The organism is Flavobacterium swingsii, assembly GCF_900111965.1.
Lineage (GTDB): Bacteria > Bacteroidota > Bacteroidia > Flavobacteriales > Flavobacteriaceae > Flavobacterium > Flavobacterium swingsii.
Genome location: NZ_FOJT01000001.1, coordinates 412,960 through 434,295 on the forward strand (window position 1 = coordinate 412,960; position 21,336 = coordinate 434,295).

Sequence of the window (21,336 nt, forward strand, 5' to 3'; positions counted from 1 at the left end):
GCGTTATTAGTAAGCACAAAAAAATACGACAATTGTCGTATTTTTAGAATAATGCCGTTGTAGAATTTTATATCAAAACTTCAATTGTAGTTCCTTTTCTTGATGAGAAAATAGTAAGTTTTCCGCCAATTTCTTCAATTCGCTTTTTCATGTTGTTTAATCCGTTTCCGTAATTAATTTCGTCTTCATTAAAACCAACCCCATCATCAGAAATAGTAATTTTGGTTTGATTCGCTTCTTTTATCGCTTTAATTTTTATGTTGCTAGCATTAGCATACTTTAAGGAATTGTTTATTGCTTCTTGAATCGTTCTATATACATTCATTCCTTCAACAGAAGAAAGTTTTTTAGCTGCTAAATCTTTATCAATTGCAAATGAAAAAGTAATTTCTTGTTTGGCTTCTTTTGCTTTTTCGATAAAATTATGAATACGACCTTCTAAATCTTCAAAAGAAATTTCGTCACTATTCATAGCCCAAATCGTATCACGAAGTTCTACAATTGTTTCTTTGGCAAAGCTGGAAATATTAGTCAGTTTATTATCTAGTTTTTCATTTGTAATATCAAAACCATATTTTACACTATCTACACTAGAAATTATAAAAGTCAATTGCGAACCAATGTTATCATGCAAATCACGAGAAATAGACAGTCTTTGTTCTTGCAATTTGTTTTGGGTTTCAATTTTAGAAATAGCCGATTTTAGCTTAAACTCTTGTTCTTGCTGTGTGTTTTTAAGTTTCTGTTGGCGGTACACTAAATAACCAATTAAGCCTAAAAAAATAACCAAAATAGAAAGACCGATTAAGTACGTGTTTTTTTGTTTGGCATCAGCTTGTTGCTGAATAATTTGTTTCTCTTTTTTTTCAGTTTCATACTTGGTTTCAAGTTCGGCAGTTTCTTTTACAGTAGCCAATTTTGTAGCTTTTTCAATACTTTTTTCATATAAACTTTGATAATGTATTACAGAATCTGGTTTATTTAATCTGGCATAAATTGGAACTAAATACTTGTATGAATTTGATAGTTCAAAGTCTAATTTTTTTTCAATAAAAAACGTATTAATCTCTAATAATATTTTTTTTGCTTCTTCAAATTTATTCTCTTTCAGTAAAGTATAAGCTTCATTTAGTCTGTTTTTATTAAACGCCCCATCAGAATTAAAAAAATTTCTTTGTTCTGCCACTTTAGCAAATAATTTTTTAGATTCCTCTGTTCTATTTTGAGCTTGTTTAATTATTGCTAAATTATTATTGGATTTAGAAATCGTAAACAAATCGCCAATCTCATTACAAAAAAACAGGCTTTTATTATATGCTTTCATTGAAGCAATTGTATCGTTCATAGATAACAAAATATTCCCTTTTGTTAAATAATTTCTACATAAACTTTCTTTTAATTTGTTTTCTTCTAAATATTTAATTACTTCATTTATATACTTTAAAGCCTTTGGATAATCTTTTAATTCATAATATATGGAGCCAATATTTCCTTTAATAATTGATAATTGTTTTAAATCATTAATCTTACTAAAATATTCATAAGCGCTAAGATAAGTCCGCATAGCCAATTTCAATTTCCCTTGAACTTGATATATGTTACCTAAATTAGCATTTATTTTTGCCATTCCTTTAACATCATTTCTGGCTTTGCGAATTGAATAAGCTTTTAAATAATTTTTATTTGATTTTTGATAATCACTCTTCTTAAAATAAATCATAGCAATATCACTATAAACTTGAGCAATAATAGTAGAATCATTTATTTTTTTTGACTCAAACAAGGCTTTTTCACCATAAACCATTGATGAATCTAAAGAAATATTAGAATAATACCATGTCAAATCAGAATAAATAGTTGCTCGTTTTTTGTCATCTGGATTAGATTTTAAATCTTTTTTCAAGTCATCAATTATATCTTGTGCATTTTGCGCATTTGCAAAAGCAGTAAATAGAAATAATAATAAAAACGATAATTGTTTAATTCTCATATTTAGGTTTTATTTTTAAAACTTATTTCAAACAAATCCAAATTCATTTCCAAAATAGATTTACTTAATTTTATATTAGATTCTTTAAATTTAATTTTTAAATCATCCGATAGTTTTACTTTCTGATTTTGAGCTACTAAGTTAGTATTTAACTCCATAATTAAAAGCTCTAATACTTTAATTTTACGGTTAAATTTTTGTTCCTCTTCAATTTGTTTTACAACTAAAACAAGTATTATAAAAGAAAAGACTAGCAACATTCCAATAGATATAAATTCCATTTGTACAATTTTATAATACTGACAAACTTCTAATATTTTTGGAAACAAAAAAATACGACTATTGTCGTATCTTGATTAAAATTTAAAGTGTGGATATTTTTTTACTAATGTATTTACTTTCTGATTCAGATTATCTAAAAACTTCAAATGACTTTCCGAATTCGGATTAAATGGTCGGTGATGTAAGGCTTTTTGAATATCGCAAACTTCTTGCATGGTTGCAAATTCTTTTTCATCGATATAATTCTCGAAAAACTGAATCCAAATATAATCGATGGCGGTTTGGTTTGGGTGCAACATATCTTCGCCATAAAAACGATAATCACGAAGTTCGTCCATCATGATTTCATAGCTCGGGAAATAATTAGCAATAGATAATTGATGATTAACAATTTTATGAATCGCTGAAATTAAATGCGATTTGCTCAAAGTGTTTTCTGCAAAACCATCTTTGATGTGGCGAACTGGAGAAACTGTTAAAACGAATTTTGCTTCTTTATTTACACCAGATATTAAAGCAATTGTGTTTTGTAAACTTTCTTGAATGGTTTCGATAGAAAGTAATTCCTTTGCAAACTGTTTTTGCGGAACTTTATGGCAATTGGCTACAATTTCGTTGGTTTCGATATTTCTGTAAACCCAAGCCGTTCCTAACGTGATAATAAAGTGTGTGGCTTCGGTTATTCGGATATTTGTTGCATCGATTAATTGGTTTAAAGTTTTTAAAAACTCTGCTGCATTTGGATTTGAAAGTTCCGAATGAACTTCGTAACAATGCCAACTTTCGTTATTAAAAAAAATATCTTTTTCAGTAAAATATTGTTTGTGAATACCTCTGAAAATTAGTTTTTCGATAGAAACAACATTAAAAATAATCCCAAACGGATTGACTGTATTTTGAAACTTAAAATACTCGAATTTCTCCGCCATATTTTCAGCAAAGCAAGAACCCAAAGAAACTATTTTAGAGTTATAGTTTATTGGATTGTTACTTTTAGAAATAGGTATTTGAGTTGTAAATTGCATATTTTTATTTTAAACAAAATTAGTGCAATATTTTATAAAAGAAAAACCCTTTCAGTGATTGAATACTGAAAGGGGTTTTTATGTTTTTACTCAAATCTATTGGTAAAAATATTGTGATGTTAAACTATTACCGTAGGCACTTGATGTTATTGGATAGTTATACGAATTGTATGTAAAAACCACATCATTTGTATAAGGATATGGAGAAATATTTTCTGTAGAAGTGTAAAGTATTGAAATGTTGTTATGAGAATTCCCATAAGTTCCAGTATCCCAAAATTTAATTTTATTGTATCCAAGAATGGAGTTACTTATAGCATTTTTATCATCATAAGTATAATAATTTGTTCTTGTTTGATTACTTCCGTTTACGACAACATACGCTTCTATTTTTTCTACATCTCCATTAGCAAATAAAAAAACTTTTCTGTTTACAATTTGTGTGTTTTGTGTAGTGAAGTCACCTGAAAACCCTAAAACAGTAACAGTCCCGTCATTACTATATGTAAATTCACATCTATATCCTTTATTATTAGAATAATCAGATGATTTTCGTTGTATCATTTTTTCTTCAGAATTATATTGAATTTCAGATTTTTCTTTTAAAACATCACTTTCAAAATATAAAGTTTGAGTAATCAGATTCCCCGTATATGAGTATTCAATTCTAGTTCCATTAGATGAAACCATTTTTTGCAATTTATTACCAATATAAAAAAAATCTGATGTCGTAACATTTGATCCATTTGTTGAAATAGATCTTTTCAAAAGAGTGCCATTATTAGTAAAAGTTGGTTCTGCTGCTGTTTCTGGAGAATCTTTACTACATGAAATAAATACAAACAATAAGCTAACAAACAACAACGTTATTTTTCTCATAATTATAGGAAATTAAATTCGTGTAAAGCAAAAAAAAAAAAACGATTTAATTGGTGTTTTGTAAGTTTATTTTTAGATAATATTTTTATCCCATTTTCTCACTTTGCTACTAGTGCAAATCTATTTAGTACTTTTGTACTTCTATAAAAAGAAAAAACCTTTCAGTGTTTGAATTCTGAAAGGGTTTTTTATATTTTTATTATAAATCTATTGATAAAAATATTGAGCTGTGATAACATCACTTGAATTATCAAGAGTATGGGTACTTGTTATAGGGAAATTATTGGAATTGTAAGTATACGTAGTAGTATCAGTACCTGTTATACCTCCTGTTGCTGTATAATGATAGGTTAACTCATTGTGAAAAATTCCACTACCCCAATAAGCAAATGCCATTTTATCAAAACCAACAATATTTTTAAACGGACTATTCATACCATCATATGTATAAGTATCTTCACTAACTCCTCCTCCACTTAAATTTTTAGTTATCCTAACTATTTCGCCATTCTGAAAGTAAATCACTCCTGAGTCTCCTGAGTCATTAAATGAAATAGTTCCGTTTGAATTATGAACATACGATGTTTCAAATACACCAGAGCCTAAATCATTACGACCAATTAATTTGTTACTAGAATTGTAATGAAAATCATCTGTAGATGATAGTGTGTTGTCAGCATTATAATTACGAATTTCAGTAATTAAATCTCCCGTATAAATATATACATCATAACTACCATTAGGATAAGTAATTCTGTTTAATTTATTTCCTGCATAAGTAAAATTTATTTCATCGGCTCCAGACACAGAGTTAGCAGTAATAATCGCTTTTTTCAATAAAATCCCATTAGTATCTACAACAGAATCAGCAAGAGGAACAATAACAGGCAAACTGTCAGCGTCGCTTGAACACGAAGCAATAACAAGTGCAACAACACTTAATAACAAAACAATTTTTTTCATTTTTTTGGGTTATATAAATTTCTGCAAAGAAAAAAAGAAAAAAAAGATTAATTGATTTTTTGTAAGTTTATTTTTATCTAAAAGCAAAAACCATTTCAGCGTTTGAATTCTGAAAGGATTTTGTTTTATTCATTACTGATAGAATATTTGAGTAACTAAAGCAGGACTACCCGACGAGTCGGTTTGTGTTTTAGTAATTGGGTAATTATTTACATTATAAGTATATGTAGAAAGAGTTTGACTGACATTTGTTGTGTTTGTAGCACTATAAGTTGTTGAAACAATATTATTTGAATCCCCAAAACGACTTGTATCATAAGTAATTAACTTATTAAATCCTAAAACAGAATTATGAATCTCATTTTTGGCATCGTAAACATAATTTGATGTTTGGGTTTCCATCGTTCCATTAATAAGTATATATTGCTCTCTTTTTATTGCAATTCCATTTTGAAAAAAAACTTTATAATTTTTAGTATTTGTAGTTTGAGTAACTAAATCACCCGAATATATAGAAAGACTAACCGTTCCATCCGAATTATAAATATAAACATATTTGTAACCTTGGTTTAAAGAAGGATTTAAAGATAACGCTTGTACTAATTTATTATCACTGTTATATGAAAAATTTGTTGTTTTAGAAAGAACATTGTCGCTATAGAAATCGGTTCTAGTTATCAAATCGTTAGTATAGGTGTAATTTGTATAATTACCTTCTGAAAATTTTGTTTGAATAAGTTTATTTCCGTTATAAAAATATTCCTGTGTTACAACATTAGTTCCCGATGTAGTAATAACTTTTATAGGTAATATTCCATTAGGATTTGATGCAGATGATGTCGCAATCGATTCGTCTCCACTCTTAGAACAAGAAACAAACACAAACAATAAGGTAACAAACAACAAAGTTATTTTTCTCATAATTATAGGAAATTAAATTCGCGTAAAGCAAAAAAAAAAAAACGATTTAATTGGTCTTTTGTAAGTTTATTTTTAGATAATATTTTATTCCATTTTTATTAATTTTTACTCGTGCAAATCTATTTACTACTTTTGTATTTCTATAATAAAGAAAAACAAACATGAAACTTCTATATTCTTACTTAATAAAACACAAATTCTTATTACTTTTTGCATTGCTAATGGCCGCAATAAACATTTGTTTTAGCTTAAGCGATTCGATTATTACTGGTAAATTGATGCAAGATTGTGGTGTTGGTATCGCAAAATACAAAGGACAAGAACTTAATTTCATAAAAGCCGTTGGTTTTTGGATAGGTCTTTCTCTTGGAGCTGCCATGATTTCTAGAATTACCAAAAATTTTCAGGATTATTTTACCAATTTAGTGATTCAAAGAACTGGTGCCGAAATGTATACTGACGGAATTAAAAAGTCTTTAGACTTACCTTATGAAGATTTTGAAGACCAACGAAGCGGAGAAACACTAAGTAAATTGCAAAAAGCCCGCACCGATTCGGAGAAGCTAATTACACTTTCTATTTCGTTAATATTTCAAACCATTATCGGATTTATTTTTGTGATTGTTTACATTTCCAGAATCGATTATCGCATTGCTTTTGTATTTATACTAACAGCTCCAATCATTGCTTTTATTAGTTCTTTTTTAGGCAAAAAAATTAAAATTGTTTCTAGAAGAATCGTACAACAAACCAATTCGCTTGCTGGTTCTACAACCGAAAGTTTGAGAAACATAGAATTAGTAAAAAGTTTAGGATTAACACAACAAGAAGAAAGTCGATTAAATTCGAACACACACAAAATTTTACACTTAGAAATAGAGAAAATTCGTTTCATTAGAAGTTTAAGTTTTATTCAAGGAACTACGGTGCATTTTATGAGAACATGCGTTGTTTTTACCTTATATTACTTTCTGTTTGGGAATAAAATATTAGTAGGAGATTTACTTACAATGGTGTTTTTCACCTTCTTTATTTTCAATCCATTGCAAGAATTAAGCGCGTTTATCATTGCTAAAAATGAAACCAAAGTTTCGATGGAAAATTTCGAAAATTTATTAAATGCTAAATCAGAATTTCGTCCAGAAAATCCTAAATCGATAGGAAAAATTGCTTCTTTGCAATTTATCAATGTGAGTTTTAAACACAAAACGGCAAAATTTTCAGCAGTCGAAAATATCGATTTTCATATCAAACAAGGAGAAACAGTTGCTTTCGTTGGACCGTCTGGTGCGGGAAAAACTACTTTGGTAAAATTATTAGTAGGATTGTATCCGCCAGCAGAAGGAAAAGTATTGTATAATGCTGTAAATTCTAATGAAATCGATTTGTTAGATTTGCGTCAACAATTGGGATTTGTAACACAAGATGCACAATTATTTTCGGGAACCATTCGTGAGAATTTATTGTTTGTAAAACCTGATGCGACTGATGAAGAACTGCATCATGCCTTAAACAGAGCGAGTTGCGAAAATTTACTAAAACGTGCCGAAGACGGACTAAATTCGACCATTGGCGAAGGCGGAATTAAAGTTTCTGGCGGAGAAAAGCAACGTTTGTCTATTGCTCGTGCGATATTAAGAAATCCAAATTTATTAATTTTTGATGAAGCCACCTCAGCATTAGATTCGATTACAGAAGAAGAAATAAATACTACCATTAGAAATATTTCGGACAAAAACCGAATTACTGTTCTTATTGCCCATCGATTATCGACCATTATGCATGCAGATAGAATTTTTGTTTTGGAACAAGGAAAAATCATCGAGCAAGGAAAACATGAAGATTTATTGGAAGAAAAAGGTTTGTATTATGCGATGTGGAGACAGCAAATTGGGGAACGAAAAAGTGTAACAGTAGCGTAAAATAAAAAAGCCTTTCAAAAGTTTAATTTTGAAAGGCTTTTTATTAAACGAGAAATTATTCGTAAAAATATTGTATTGTACTAGTAGAACCTGTGCTTAAAGTACGTATCGCTGAAGTAGGATAATTATTCTGATTATATGTTACTACATCTGAATAACCCGTGACTAATACGTTATTAGAATCATGTGTTTGCGAACTTATTAAGTTCCTTTTTTTTCCTGAATCAGATAAAAATAGTTTATCAAACCCTGTGACGTTTTTAAAAACAGAATTTCCAGTATCAAATGTATTTTCTTTTCTATATGTCAACACACCATTTTGATACTCTTCTTTTTTAAAAATTTCGCTATCACTATTTAACCACATTTTACCCGTACCAGATAAAGTATTCTGACTCGAAAAATTTCCTCTATATACTTCATAGTGAATTGTGCCGTCTAAATTGTAATTATAAACTGTTTTACTAGCAATTAAATTATCATATGATAAACTTTTCGCACTTATCATTTTATTATTTGAATCATACTCATAAATAGTTTCAACTGATAAAACATTATTATTATATTGAGCTCCTCGTGTAATTAAATCTCCTATATAAGTATGAGTAATATATGAATCTGTATTTATGTTTATTCTTAACAATTTATTCCCACTATAAACATATTCCAAAGTGAATGATGAACTTCCATTCGTGGATACTGATTTTTTTAACAAAATATTATTTGGTTCTACTGATACTGATTGAACTGAATTATCCTCATTTTTAGAACAAGACGTAAAAGCAAGCATCACAACACTTAATAACAAAACAATTCTTTTCATTTTTGGGATTTATAAATTCGTGTAAAGCAAGAAAATAAAAACGAATTAATTGTTTTTTTGTAAGTTTATTTTTAGAAATACGAAGATTTAACTAAAAAAGCCTTTCAGAATACTGAAAGGCTTTTCTAATTATCTATTTTAAAAAAATCTACTTCACAAAGTCAACCGCTTTTTCTAAAGCTTCCTTAATTCCAGAAACGTTTTTTCCTTTTCCTGACGCGAAGAAAGGTTGTCCGCCACCGTTTCCGTCAATGTATTTTCCTAATTCTTTGATAACAGCATTAGCGTTTAAGCTTTTTTCTGCAACCAATTCTTTAGAGATATAACAATGAATATTTGGTGTATTGTCTTCTATAGAAGCTAAAACTACAAACGAATTTGGATTTGAACTTCCCAATGCTTGCGCCAAATCTTTGGTTGAACTCATTGACAAATCTACTTGTTTCGACAAAAAGTTGATTCCATTAATTTCTTGAAATTCAAAAACCAAAGTGTTTTTTAATCCGTCGATTTTTTCTTTTAGTAATTGCTCGATTTGTTTTTTCAATTTCGCATTATCCTCTTGCAATGAAACAACCGATTTTAAAATATCTTGTGGGTTTTTCAAAGCAATTTTTACTTCATCTAAAATATTTTCTTGCAAAGCAAAATGTGTTTTTACAGCATCGCTTGTAATGGCTTCGATACGACGAATCCCTGCTGCAACGGCTCCTTCTGATACAATTTTGAAATGCCAGATTTCAGCAGTGTTTTTCACGTGAATTCCACCACACAATTCCATGCTTTCACCAAATTTAATTGCACGAACATTGTCACCATATTTTTCTCCAAATAAAGCCATAGCACCTTCGTCTAAAGCTTGTTGAATCGGAATACTTCTTCTTTCTATTAATGGTAATTGTTGTTGAATTCTTGTATTTACAAAATTCTCAACTTCTAGCAATTGCTCATCTGTTACTTTACTAAAATGTGAAAAGTCGAAACGCAAATTATTTGGGTTTACTAATGATCCTTTTTGCTCCACATGCGTTCCTAAAATAGTTCGCAATGCCAAATGCATTAAGTGTGTCGCTGAGTGATTTCTAGACGATAAATCTCGCAAATCGGTATTTACTTTAGCGACAAAACCAGCATTTACATTTTCAGGCAATTGCTTTGCAAAATGAAGAATCAAGTTATTCTCCTTTTTCGTATCAATAATATCAATCGTTTCGTTAGCAGAAACTAAAGTTCCTTTATCTCCAACTTGACCTCCACCTTCTGGGTAAAACGGCGTATTGTCTAAAACGATTTGGTATAAAATTCCGTCTTTTTTAGAATCCACTTTACGAATACGTGTGATTTTTACTTCGTTTTCTGTTTGATCGTATCCAACGAATGTTTCTACATTTCCTGGAATTAAAACTGACCAATCTTCAGTTGAAACTTCTGATGCAGCACGAGAACGATTTTTTTGTTCTTGCATGGCAGCATTAAATCCAACTTCGTCTAATTCGTAACCTTTTTCTCTTAATATTAAAGCTGTTAAATCGATTGGAAATCCGAAAGTATCATATAATTCGAATGCTTTTGCTCCTGAAACTTCTTTTCCTTTTGTTTCGGCAACAACTTTGTCTAACAATTGCAATCCTTGATCTAAAGTTCTCAAGAAAGAAGCTTCTTCTTCACGAATTACATTGGTAACTAATTGTTGTTGTGATTTTATTTCTGGGAAAAATTCTCCCATTTGATTCGCCAAAACTTCTACCAATTTATTGATAAAAGGTTCTTTGGTATCCAAAAATGTAAATCCGTAACGAATCGCACGACGCAAAATTCTACGAATTACATAACCTGCGCCTGTGTTAGATGGTAACTGTCCGTCGGCAATAGCAAAAGCTACGGCACGAACGTGATCTACGATAACACGAATGGCAATATTTGTTTTATTTTGTTCTTCTGATATATTTTTAACTTCGTTTGAAGTATATTTTAATCTGGTAATTTGTTCCACTTTTTCGATAAGTGGCGTAAAAACATCGGTGTCATAATTTGATGTTTTTCCTTGCAAAGCCATACACAAACGCTCAAATCCCATTCCGGTATCTACGTGTTGTGCTGGTAATTTTTCTAGAGAACCATCGGCTTTACGGTTAAATTCCATAAAAACGTTATTCCAGATTTCGACAACTTGTGGATGATCATTGTTAACCAAACTTTTCCCAGAAACGGATGCTTTTTCTGCATCAGTACGCAAATCAACATGGATTTCGGAACATGGTCCGCAAGGTCCTTGATCTCCCATTTCCCAGAAATTGTCTTTTTTGTTTCCAAGAATGATTCTATCTTCGTCGATTAATCCTTTCCAGATATCCCAAGCTTCTTGGTCGAATGGCACATTGTCTTCTTTGCTTCCTTCGAAAACGGAAACGTAAAGATTTTCCTTTGGTATTTTGTACACTTCTGTTAATAATTCCCAAGCCCAATTGATGGCTTCTTTTTTGAAATAATCACCAAAAGACCAGTTTCCTAACATTTCGAACATCGTGTGATGATAAGTATCGAAACCTACATCTTCGAGATCATTGTGTTTTCCTGAAACGCGCAAACATTTTTGTGTATCAGCAATTCTTGGGCTTTTTGGCGTTCCGTTTCCTAAGAAATATTCTTTGAATTGTGCCATTCCTGAATTGTTAAACATCAGAGTTGGATCGTCTTTTAAGACAATTGGCGCTGACGGAACGATAAGATGTCCTTTAGATTCGAAGAATTGAAGGTATTGCTTGCGGATTTCTTTTGATGTCATTTCTTGTGTTTATTCGGTTATTTGTTGATTTGTTGATTTGGATTTTCGAATAACCGAATAACCAAATTAACAAATAAACCCTTTTTTTTTGCCCCAGATAGTAGTGAAAAGCTTCGAGATTCAGAAAGCTATTTTTTCTTGAGTTTGTAGAACGACCGAAGGAAGTTCCTGCAAACTCGTAGAAAAAAAGATTTCTGGACGAGAACTTGTAACTGATAGCTGGATTAGGCGACTAATTAAAAAAATGCTTAATAATTGAAACATTTTCTACATTAGTTCGTCTAATATTTTGTTACTTTGTCATAATGACTGCAAAAATAGTATATTTTTAAGATATGAAGAAAGTAAAATACTATTACGATGCCGAAAATTTAGCGTATCGGAAAATAAAAACTAAAAAAGCGAGAAGTTTTGGTTATATCGCGTTGTTTTTAGTGGCGTCGGCATTGTTTGGATTTTTATGTTTTGTTGCGGTATTAAATACACCTTACTTTGAAACTCCAAAAGACAGATTGCTGACTCGAGAAAATGAGAATTTGAAATTAAATTATACCATTTTAAACAAACAAATAGACGAATTAGATGCGGTTTTAGCTAATGTTGCTGATCGTGACAATAACATTTACCGAGTATATTTTAACAACGCTCCTATTTCGGAAATGGAAAAAAAGAAAGGGATTATTACCGAAAGTAGGTTTAAACAATTGTTGGCATTTAATAACGAAAAATTGGTAACCAATACTACTGAACGTGTAGACATGATTTCGAAACAACTCGCGATGCAATCGAAATCGCTTGATGAGATTTTGAAATTATCGAAAGCAAAAGAGAAGTTTTTGGGTTCTATTCCTGCTATTCAACCTGTAAAAAACGAACAATTGAGACATATGGCTTCTGGTTTTGGATACCGAAGCGATCCGTTTACCAAAGCCAGAAAAATGCACAAAGGAATGGATTTCACTTCGCCTACGGGAACGCCAGTTTATGCTACTGGAGATGGTGTGATAAGACGTGCTGATGCAGGCGCTTCAGGTTTTGGAAATCATATCGTAATAAGTCATGGTTTTGGTTATGAAACTTTGTATGCACATTTAAGCAGATATAACAAACGAGCGGGACAGCGTGTAAATCGTGGTGATATAATAGGTTTTGTTGGAAGTACCGGACGTAGTCAGGCTCCGCATTTGCATTATGAAGTACACAAAGGCGGAAATGTAGTAAACCCGATTAATTTTTATTACGGAAATATTTCGGCGGTAGAATATACGGCTATTGCCAAATTAGCAACACAAGAAAATCAATCTCTGGATTAATGCATATAGATTTACCTAAAGATAAAAGATATTACAGCATGGGCGAAATTGCCACTGCTTTTGGCGTGAACCAATCCCTTATTCGGTTTTGGGACAAAGAATTTGATATTCTGAAACCAAAGAAAAATGCGAAAGGCAACCGAATGTTTACGCCCGAAGATGTAAAGAATTTGCAACTGATATTTCATCTGGTTAAAGAACGTGGTTTTACGCTAGAAGGCGCAAAAGTACATTTGAAAGAAGACCAGAAAAAAACCTTAGACAAGTTTGATATTATTAGCAAATTAGAAAGCATTAAGGCACAATTATTGAGCATTAAAACTGAATTATAAATAAAATTGCAATATCAATGACAATTGCAAAAATCAATTAAAAACAAAAACAAACCTTTAAAAACAAAAATTATGAAAAAATGGTTAATTCCCGTTGGGATAATTGCAGTAATTGCATTCGCACTTTATAGTTGGGCTGCAGGTTTTAATAACTCTGCTGTAAAAATGAACGAAGATGTTTCGGAATCATGGGGAAATGTACAAACCTCTTACCAACGTAGAAATGATTTAATTGGAAACTTAGTAAATACTGTAAAAGGCGCTGCCGATTTCGAAAAAAGCACATTAACTGCTGTAATCGAAGCACGTGCAAAAGCAACATCTATTACTGTTGATCCAAAAAATATTACACCAGAACAATTGGCACAATTTAACCAAGCACAAAGTGGTGTTTCTTCTTCATTGTCAAGATTATTAGTTAGTGTTGAAGCTTATCCTACGCTAAAAGCGAACGAAAATTTCTTAAAATTACAAGACGAATTGGCTAGTACAGAAAATCAAATTTTGACAGCTAGAACTCGTTTTAACGAAGCTATCAAACCATTTAACAATCATGTAAAAACGTTTCCAAACTCTATTTTAGCAGGTTGGTTCGGATTTGAAGGAAAACCATATTTTGATGCTGAACCAGGCGCTGCAAAACCTGTTGAAGTAAAATTCTAATATAAAAACTAATGTCAAAAGTAGAAGAATTTTTAACTAAAGAAGAAGAACAAGAAATTGTAGAAGCTATCCGTGTGGCTGAAAAAGAAACTTCTGGCGAGATTAGAGTACATATTGAAAAAACAACTTCCATGGATGCGTATGATCGCGCCATGGAAGTTTTTCATGAATTGAAAATGGATGAAACCGAACTCAAAAATGGAGTTTTGATTTATCTAGCTGTAAAAGACAAGACCTTTGTCATTTGCGGCGATCAAGGTATTAATGACGTAGTTCAAAATGATTTTTGGGATTGTACGAGAGACGTTATGGTGTCACATTTCAAAAACGAAAATTACAAACAAGGACTTATTGATGGTATTCTAAGAGCTGGAGAACAACTCAAAAAATATTTTCCTTATCAAGACCACGATACCAACGAATTATCAAACGAAATATCAAAAGGATAATGACTTCACTTAAAAAGAATTACTCGATTTTTCTGAAACTACTCGTTTGTTTTTTATTTACTCAAATTAGTTTTGCCCAATTTACTATTCCTGAAATTCCAAAATTTCAGACTTCAGTATATGATTATGCCAATGTTTTAAGCGCTGGCGAAAAATCACAACTGGAAGAAAAACTTATTAAATATTCAGATTCGACAAGTACGCAAATTGTGGTTATTACTATCGAAAGTTTAAAAGGTGAAGATGTAAGTCAGTTAGCAACAAAATGGGCGCACACTTGGGGCTTGGGACAAGCAAAAGAAGATAATGGAGTTATTATTCTAGTATCAAAAGACGATAGAAAAATAGCAATCAATCCAGGTTATGGACTCGAAGACAGATTAACTGCTGGAATTGGTGGCGAAATTATTAGAAATATCATTATTCCAGAATTTAAAGCAGGAAGTTACTACAACGGATTGGATAAAGGCGCCGATGCAATTTTTGATGTCTTTAATGGCAAATACAAAGGAACTCGAAAAGGAGATAAAGATGATAGCGGAGGAATTCCTATTATCTTTTTCATCATTCTTTTTATCATTATACTTGTTATAATTTCTAAAAATAACAAAGGAAACGGAAGCGGAATTGGCAGAACACCTAGCTTACTCGACGTGATTATTTTAAGTAGTATGGGACGAAGTGGCGGCGGAGGTTTTGGCGGTTCATCTGGAGGTGGTTTCTCTGGTGGCGGAGGTTTTGGTGGTGGCTTCGGCGGCGGAGGTTTCTCTGGCGGCGGAAGTAGCGGAAGTTGGTAAGTTAATTTTAGATTTTAGAATGTCGAATTTAAATTTATTATGATATATAAAAAACTTTGCATTTACTTAATCGCTCTAATTTGGCTTGTCAATGGACTTTTTTGTAAAATATTAGGTTATGTTCCAAGACATCAAGAAATCGTTAAAGAAATTTTATGTTTAGATAATCCTTCCGCTTATATTATTACCAAACTAATAGGTTTTTTGGAAGTCTTAATGGCAATTTGGATTATCAGTAGAATTAAATCTAAAATTAACGCCATAGCACAAATCATCATTATTTTAATAATGAACATTTTAGAATTCACTTTGGTTCCTGATTTACTATTGTGGGGAAAATGGAATTCGGTTTTTGCATTATTATTTTGTCTATTCATCTATTTTAACGAATTTATTCTAAACAAAGAAAAGTGTTAGAAAAATTAAAAAATCATCCATTTGCCGTTGAAACTTTTTTCAAAAAGTCAATTGTCTTAACATTCGCTATTACTAAGGAAGAATTAGAAAGTTTACTACCTGATTGTCTCGAATTAGACACATATGATAACAAATGGGCTTTCATTGCAGTTGCAATGGTTGAAACTGAAAAATTACGTCCAAAGGGGTTTCCCGAATTCATGGGAAATGATTTTTTCTTAATAGGTTATAGAATTTTTGTGAAATATAAAAATCCTAAAGGGAAAATTTTCAGAGGATTATATATTCTAAAATCTGAGACAAATAAAAAGAAAATGGAATTCTTTGGAAATATATTTACGCATTACAATTATTCTACAACTGATATCATCAAAAAAGAATCTAAAGAAAACACCCGTTTTGAATCTTTAAAATCAAAATTTAATTTCACTTATTCTGATATAAGAGACGAGGAAATTTCACTCCCAATAAATTCCCCTTTTATCGATTGGAAAACAGCTAAAAAATATGCTGGTCCGCTACCCTTTACTTTTACAGTTAAAGAAAATGAAATCCTAATTATTGAAGGTGTTCGCGAAAAATGGAATCCAAAACCAATTGAAATAATTAATTACAGTTTTGACTTCTTAAAGAAATTCAATTTTTCTGACGTGAAATTAGCCAATGCTTTTATTATTGAAAACATTCCATATTATTGGAAAAAAGGAAAAATTGAAAAATGGAAGTAAAAAGAAAACCTTTTCAAGGAGTATTAAATATTTTAAGCTTTAACCGACATTTTTATGTGTTTGGCTTAGTCGCTTTGACATTAATTCTTACAAGTCACATATTATTTAATTGGTCAAATGTTTTGTATTCGATCATCCTTTTGTCCTTTATTTATGGATTGACAATGCCATTAATAGTATCAGCTTATGTTTACGATTTTTCAGGCTATTATAATTTTAACTGGTTAAAAAACCTCAACCTAACAGATTCTAAAGACACTCAAATTTTGAACATTAACGCTGGATTTGACGAAACAAGTTTTATCATCAAAAACCTATTCCCTGAATCTGATTTAAAAGTTTTTGACTTTTATAATTCTAAACAACATACAGAACCCGCAATAATAAGAGCAAGAAAAGTGAGTTTGGTATATCCAAATACACAACAAATTATTTCAAACGCAATCCCTTTGAAAGACAATTCTGTTGATTATATATTTTTGCTATCAGCAGTTCACGAAATTCGTACTCAAGAAGAAAAAGTTCAGTTTTTAAAAGAATGTCATAGGGTTTGTAAATCAACCGGAAGTGTTATTATGGTTGAACACTTGCGAGATTTTCCAAATTTTGTCGCCTTCTCAATCGGATTTACACATTTTTTTTCCAAAAAAACATGGAAAAAAGCGTTTAAAGAAGCTGGTTTTTCTTCATTTAACGAAACGAAATTTACTCCATTTATGTCTGTCTTTAATTCTTGTCCTTAATTTATTAATAAATGGAATTTCAACTTAACACAATAGGTTATCTGCTAATTATGCTATCTTTAATTCACATCATTTTTCCAAAATATTTTAATTGGAAAGAAGAATTGAATCATTTAAGCTTAATTAACAAACAAGTAATGCAAATACATACATTTTTTATTGCTTTAACGGTTTTATTAATGGGAATTCTTTGTGTTACTTCAGCAACAGAAATTATTACAACTCCTTTTGGTAAAAAAATTAGTTTTGGACTTGGACTCTTTTGGTTTTGTAGATTGTTAATTCAGTTTTTTGGCTACTCCTCAAAACTTTGGAAAGGAAAAATTTTTGAAACAATAGTTCACATTGTTTTTTCAACACTTTGGATCTATTTAAGTTATACTTTCTTCAAAATAACACTAAATTAATACTCTCTTCCTCTGCAATCATCAATATAATTTAACTTATCACGGAATCTGGTGATTTGGTATAAAATAAAAAAGCAACTCTTTCAAGTTGCTTTTTTATTTTATATAATTCTGTTATTTCTCTCTAATATAAATATCAATCGGAACACCTTCAAAATCCCAATTCTCACGGATTTTGTTCTCTAAGAAACGTTTGTAAGCATCTTTTACATATTGTGGCAAGTTGGCAAAAAACACAAACTGTGGTGTTGGTGTTGGCAACTGCATACAATATTTAATTTTTACAAACTTCCCTTTCAAAGCTGGTGGTGGGTGATTTTCGATAATTTTCAACATATATTCGTTAAATTTCGAAGTCGAAATACGTTGTTGTCTATTCTCATAAACCTGAACAGTAGCTTCTAATGCTTTTAGCAAACGCTGTTTTGTAAGTGCTGATACAAAAAGAATAGGCACATCGACAAACGGCATCAATTCTGCACGAATTTTGGCTTCATAATCACGAGTTGACATCGTATCTTTTTCGACCAAATCCCATTTATTTACTAAGATGACAACCCCTTTTCTATTCTTTTCAGCCAACCAAAAAATACTTTGATCTTGCCCTTCAAAACCACGAGTCGCATCGATAATTAAGATACAAACATCTGCATGTTCGATAGCACGAACCGAACGCATTACTGAGTAAAATTCTAAATCTTCCTTTACTTTAGCTTTACGACGAATTCCTGCAGTATCTACCAAGTTAAATTCGAAACCAAAACGGTCGTATTTAGTATCTATCGCATCACGAGTAGTTCCCGCAATGTCTGTAACCATAAATCTTTCTTTACCAATTAAGGCATTTATAAAACTAGATTTTCCAGCATTAGGACGACCTACTACTGCAAAACGAGGCAACACAATTTCTTCTTGAGTTGGTAATGGTTTTACTGGAAAAGCATCAATAAGCGCATCAAGTAAATCTCCAGTTCCACTTCCTGAAATACTGGCAAAAGTATAATATTCTCCTAATCCCAAGTTATAAAACTCGACAGCATCTTTTTCACGCATCGCATTATCAACCTTATTTACAGCAAGTAAAACAGGTTTGGTTACTTTACGCAACATTTTCGCAACCGCATCGTCCATAGGAGTAATTCCTTCTTCGACATCAACTACGAAAATAATTACATCACTTTCGTCAATCGCTAATTCTACTTGTTTGCGGATTTCTCCTTCAAAAACGTCGTCAGAACCACGAATATATCCGCCAGTATCAATCACAGAAAACTCTTTTCCGTTCCATTCGCTTTTACCGTAGTTTCTATCTCTGGTAACTCCAGAAACCGAATCTACAATAGCTTCTCTTCTTTGTATCAGCCTATTAAAAAGGGTTGATTTCCCTACATTAGGTCTTCCTACTATCGCAACAATGTTATTCATAAGGTATTTTTAATATTTTGCAAAGGTAGTTATAAAAAGGTACAAAGCTACAAAGTTGCAAAGTTGGAAAGTTTTTTTTAAATTTTTAGGAGCTATTTCCTGCTATTCGTTACAATCTTTTATTTTTTAAAGAAAAAAACAAAAGGATTTTCACTACTATCAGGGCTAGGGCTTTGTCATCAATTTAAGGTTTTCGAATAAACAAATAACCAAATCAACTTTACTGATTATAACCAAAACGCTTCAACATATTTGCGTTACTTCTCCAGTTTTTATTCACTTTTACATACAATTCGATATGTATTTGTTTGCCAAAAAACTTCTCTAAATCAGCACGAGACTCTACTCCTACTCGTTTTAAAGCTTCTCCTTTGTGACCAATAATAATTCCTTTTTGGGTATCACGTTCTACCATTATCACAGAACGAATACGGATAATATTATCATCTTCAAAAAATTCTTCAGTTACAATTTCTACCGCATACGGAATTTCTTTACTATAATGTAGCAAGATTTTTTCACGAATAGTTTCGTTTACAAAAAATCTTTCAGGCTTATCCGTCAGCTGATCTTTAGGATAATAAGCTGGCGATTCTGGTAATAACTTTATGATTCTATCAAAAACTTCTGGCACATTAAAATTCTGTAATGCCGAAATTGGAAAAATTTCTGCATTAGGAACTTTGGCAGTCCAAAAAGCAACTTGTTCTTCTAATTGTTCCTGGTTTGAAGTATCTATTTTATTTAAAAGTAATAAAACAGGGATTTTTGCATGAATGATTTTATTAAAAAAAGCTTCGTCTTTCAGGTCTTGCTCACCAATTTCGACCATATAAATCAAAACATCGGCATCTTCGAAAGCTGATTTCACAAAATTCATCATCGATTCCTGCATTTCGTATGCTGGTTTGATAATTCCTGGCGTATCAGACAAAATCATCTGAAAATCTTCCCCATTTACAATTCCAAGAATTCTATGACGTGTTGTTTGTGCTTTTGATGTAATAATTGATAATCGTTCTCCAACAAAGGCATTCATTAACGTCGATTTTCCAACGTTTGGATTTCCTATGATGTTTACAAAACCTGCTTTATGTGACATTTATATTGTATTTTATTTTGCAAAGGTAGTCATATCAAGTGAATAGTCGCAACAAAAAGAAATCTTAATTACATAAGCACTATTACATTAGAAGCTAAAAACAAAGTTAAAGTGTTAAAATTCAAGTAAATAGAAAATATATAAAGTTTTTTACTATTTTTGTTGCACGAATGAAAATTGGTTGTATATTTGCACTCGAAACAACGCGGGATAGAGCAGTAGGCAGCTCGTCGGGCTCATAACCCGAAGGTCACAGGTTCGAGTCCTGTTCCCGCTACTAAGCAAGCCATTCTGAAAAGAGTGGCTTTTTTTAAATATTATTATTAAACATTGGTATGAAAAGAGTTATCGAATACAGAAAGTTACTTGAAGTTGACAAAAATGTAACTTTGAAAGAATTAAAAACCATTTACAGAAACAGTATGAAAGATTCTCATCCTGATAAATTTGTAAATGACGAAGCTGGAAAACTAGCTGCTGAAGAAAAAAGCAAGCATATTATTGGTGCTTATCACTTTTTAGTAAGTATTTCGGCCGAAACTGTCGAGAAAAACCTTCCTGAATATACAGATACAATTACAAATTCTAATATTCATGGTTTTCATTTAGAAAAACAAACTTTACATATTAAATATTTTAACGGAATGGAATACGAATACATTGGTGTTCCTAGAAATATTTATGTAAAAATGGTTAATGCTGAATCTCCTAATCGTTTTGCAAAACGTCATATTTACGGAAACTTCATTTACAGAAAATCTGGTGAAGCTGCCGAAGATTAATCATAATATTACATTATAACTATTAAAGACTTTCCTAACCGAAAGTCTTTTTTTATTATATTTTTTATTATATTTGAGTAACTAACCATAAAAACCAAAACCATGGAAATTAATTTTTTAGCATTATTACTTGCAGCATTATCGACACTTGTTGTTGGATTTATCTGGTATAACCCAAAAGTTTTCGGAACAATCTGGATGAAAGAAACCGGCATAAACCCAGAAGAAGGAGAAAAACCAAATATGATTATGATTTTTGGAGTTTCCGTATTGTATGCGTTTTTTATTGCTTTTATTTTACAAACAGTCACAATTCATCAATTTGGCGCTTTAGGACTCATTGGCGGAGATGTTGCCACTGCAAAACCATCTTATACTGCTTTTATGGCAGATTATGGCGATGCTTTTAGATCTTTCAAACATGGCGCTTTACACGGAACTATGACTGGATTATTTCTAGCACTTCCAGTTATTGGCACAAATGCTTTGTATGAAAAAAGAAGCTTCAAATATACACTTGTAACTGGCGGATTCTGGATTGTATGTTTCGCTATCATGGGCGGAATAATTTGCGCCATGAAATAATTT

22 protein-coding genes and 1 tRNA gene are annotated in these 21,336 nt (G+C 31.2%); 13 read left to right on the forward strand and 10 right to left on the reverse strand.

The features are described from left to right. Nucleotides 1-67: 67 nt before the first annotated feature. From BM053_RS01890 to BM053_RS01915, 6 genes are all read right to left on the reverse strand, one after another. Complete coding sequence (locus BM053_RS01890) at nucleotides 68-1,990, reverse strand: tetratricopeptide repeat-containing sensor histidine kinase (protein ID WP_091473396.1); 1,923 nt, start codon at nucleotides 1,988-1,990, stop codon at nucleotides 68-70. Nucleotides 1,991-1,992: 2 nt separating this feature from the next. Beyond that, complete coding sequence (locus BM053_RS01895) at nucleotides 1,993-2,271, reverse strand: hypothetical protein (protein ID WP_091473398.1); 279 nt, start codon at nucleotides 2,269-2,271, stop codon at nucleotides 1,993-1,995. A gap of 75 nt (nucleotides 2,272-2,346) precedes the next feature. Next, nucleotides 2,347-3,297: a GSCFA domain-containing protein gene (locus BM053_RS01900; RefSeq protein WP_091473401.1), complete on the reverse strand. Its 951-nt coding sequence runs from the start codon at nucleotides 3,295-3,297 to the stop codon at nucleotides 2,347-2,349. Between the two features lie 96 nt (nucleotides 3,298-3,393). Continuing rightward, nucleotides 3,394-4,176 (reverse strand): hypothetical protein, encoded by a 783-nt coding sequence (locus BM053_RS01905; RefSeq protein WP_091473404.1) that lies wholly within the window; start codon nucleotides 4,174-4,176, stop codon nucleotides 3,394-3,396. A gap of 207 nt (nucleotides 4,177-4,383) precedes the next feature. Continuing rightward, entirely contained in the window at nucleotides 4,384-5,139 is a 756-nt protein-coding gene (locus BM053_RS01910) for a hypothetical protein (protein WP_091473406.1), read from the reverse strand. A gap of 132 nt (nucleotides 5,140-5,271) precedes the next feature. Next, on the reverse strand, nucleotides 5,272-6,060 hold the full coding sequence (locus BM053_RS01915; RefSeq protein ID WP_091473408.1) for a hypothetical protein: 789 nt from the start codon (nucleotides 6,058-6,060) through the stop codon (nucleotides 5,272-5,274). Nucleotides 6,061-6,221: 161 nt separating this feature from the next. Between BM053_RS01915 and BM053_RS01920 the strand changes: the two genes are divergently transcribed. After that, nucleotides 6,222-7,982 (forward strand): ABC transporter ATP-binding protein, encoded by a 1,761-nt coding sequence (locus tag BM053_RS01920; RefSeq protein ID WP_091473410.1) that lies wholly within the window; start codon nucleotides 6,222-6,224, stop codon nucleotides 7,980-7,982. Nucleotides 7,983-8,037: 55 nt separating this feature from the next. On the opposite strand, the gene BM053_RS01925 is transcribed toward BM053_RS01920, so the two are convergent. Further along, entirely contained in the window at nucleotides 8,038-8,805 is a 768-nt protein-coding gene (locus BM053_RS01925; protein ID WP_091473413.1) for a hypothetical protein, read from the reverse strand. Nucleotides 8,806-8,953: 148 nt separating this feature from the next. Next, nucleotides 8,954-11,590: an alanine--tRNA ligase gene (gene alaS, locus BM053_RS01930; RefSeq protein ID WP_091473414.1), complete on the reverse strand. Its 2,637-nt coding sequence runs from the start codon at nucleotides 11,588-11,590 to the stop codon at nucleotides 8,954-8,956. Nucleotides 11,591-11,925: 335 nt separating this feature from the next. Between alaS and BM053_RS01935 the strand changes: the two genes are divergently transcribed. The 9 genes from BM053_RS01935 (at nucleotide 11,926) to BM053_RS01975 (ending at nucleotide 17,439) form a co-directional block, all read left to right on the forward strand. Next, nucleotides 11,926-12,903, forward strand: coding sequence for a M23 family metallopeptidase (locus BM053_RS01935; RefSeq protein WP_091473416.1), 978 nt, complete (start codon nucleotides 11,926-11,928; stop codon nucleotides 12,901-12,903). Next, nucleotides 12,903-13,235 carry a MerR family transcriptional regulator gene (locus BM053_RS01940; protein ID WP_091473418.1) on the forward strand — a complete coding sequence of 111 codons (333 nt, stop codon included), beginning with the start codon at nucleotides 12,903-12,905 and terminating at the stop codon, nucleotides 13,233-13,235. Before BM053_RS01935 ends, BM053_RS01940 begins: the two co-directional genes overlap by 1 nt. Nucleotides 13,236-13,307: 72 nt before the next feature. After that, nucleotides 13,308-13,898 carry a LemA family protein gene (locus BM053_RS01945; RefSeq protein ID WP_091473740.1) on the forward strand — a complete coding sequence of 197 codons (591 nt, stop codon included), beginning with the start codon at nucleotides 13,308-13,310 and terminating at the stop codon, nucleotides 13,896-13,898. Between the two features lie 11 nt (nucleotides 13,899-13,909). Continuing rightward, the gene (locus tag BM053_RS01950) at nucleotides 13,910-14,347 is read left to right on the forward strand and encodes a TPM domain-containing protein (RefSeq protein ID WP_091473420.1); all 438 of its coding nucleotides are present in this window, start codon (nucleotides 13,910-13,912) and stop codon (nucleotides 14,345-14,347) included. Continuing rightward, a complete protein-coding gene (locus BM053_RS01955; RefSeq protein WP_091473422.1) occupies nucleotides 14,347-15,144 on the forward strand; it encodes a TPM domain-containing protein in 798 nt (265 codons plus the stop codon). The genes BM053_RS01950 and BM053_RS01955 overlap by 1 nt, the downstream gene beginning before the upstream one ends. 39 nt (nucleotides 15,145-15,183) lie before the next feature. Beyond that, the gene (locus BM053_RS01960) at nucleotides 15,184-15,561 is read left to right on the forward strand and encodes a DoxX-like family protein (protein ID WP_091473424.1); all 378 of its coding nucleotides are present in this window, start codon (nucleotides 15,184-15,186) and stop codon (nucleotides 15,559-15,561) included. Continuing rightward, nucleotides 15,555-16,289 (forward strand): DUF2071 domain-containing protein, encoded by a 735-nt coding sequence (locus BM053_RS01965; RefSeq protein WP_091473426.1) that lies wholly within the window; start codon nucleotides 15,555-15,557, stop codon nucleotides 16,287-16,289. The genes BM053_RS01960 and BM053_RS01965 overlap by 7 nt, the downstream gene beginning before the upstream one ends. After that, nucleotides 16,280-17,032: a class I SAM-dependent methyltransferase gene (locus BM053_RS01970; protein WP_091473428.1), complete on the forward strand. Its 753-nt coding sequence runs from the start codon at nucleotides 16,280-16,282 to the stop codon at nucleotides 17,030-17,032. The genes BM053_RS01965 and BM053_RS01970 overlap by 10 nt, the downstream gene beginning before the upstream one ends. Before the next feature lie 11 nt (nucleotides 17,033-17,043). Continuing rightward, on the forward strand, nucleotides 17,044-17,439 hold the full coding sequence (locus BM053_RS01975) for a hypothetical protein (RefSeq protein WP_091473430.1): 396 nt from the start codon (nucleotides 17,044-17,046) through the stop codon (nucleotides 17,437-17,439). A 114-nt stretch (nucleotides 17,440-17,553) separates the two neighbouring features. Here the strand turns inward: BM053_RS01975 and der are convergent, their stop codons facing one another. Together der and era are read right to left on the reverse strand one after the other, a co-directional pair. After that, nucleotides 17,554-18,864, reverse strand: a complete 1,311-nt coding sequence (gene der / locus BM053_RS01980) for a ribosome biogenesis GTPase Der (RefSeq protein ID WP_091473433.1) — start codon at nucleotides 18,862-18,864, stop codon at nucleotides 17,554-17,556. A 220-nt stretch (nucleotides 18,865-19,084) separates the two neighbouring features. After that, complete coding sequence (gene era, locus BM053_RS01985) at nucleotides 19,085-19,966, reverse strand: GTPase Era (RefSeq protein ID WP_091473435.1); 882 nt, start codon at nucleotides 19,964-19,966, stop codon at nucleotides 19,085-19,087. A 204-nt stretch (nucleotides 19,967-20,170) separates the two neighbouring features. Between era and BM053_RS01990 the strand changes: the two genes are divergently transcribed. The 3 genes from BM053_RS01990 (at nucleotide 20,171) to BM053_RS02000 (ending at nucleotide 21,333) form a co-directional block, all read left to right on the forward strand. Then, nucleotides 20,171-20,243, forward strand: a tRNA-Met gene (locus BM053_RS01990). Nucleotides 20,244-20,301: 58 nt separating this feature from the next. Continuing rightward, nucleotides 20,302-20,748, forward strand: coding sequence for a KTSC domain-containing protein (locus BM053_RS01995; RefSeq protein ID WP_091473438.1), 447 nt, complete (start codon nucleotides 20,302-20,304; stop codon nucleotides 20,746-20,748). A 102-nt stretch (nucleotides 20,749-20,850) separates the two neighbouring features. After that, nucleotides 20,851-21,333: a DUF1761 domain-containing protein gene (locus BM053_RS02000; RefSeq protein WP_091473440.1), complete on the forward strand. Its 483-nt coding sequence runs from the start codon at nucleotides 20,851-20,853 to the stop codon at nucleotides 21,331-21,333. The last annotated feature ends 3 nt before the right edge of the window (nucleotides 21,334-21,336 follow it).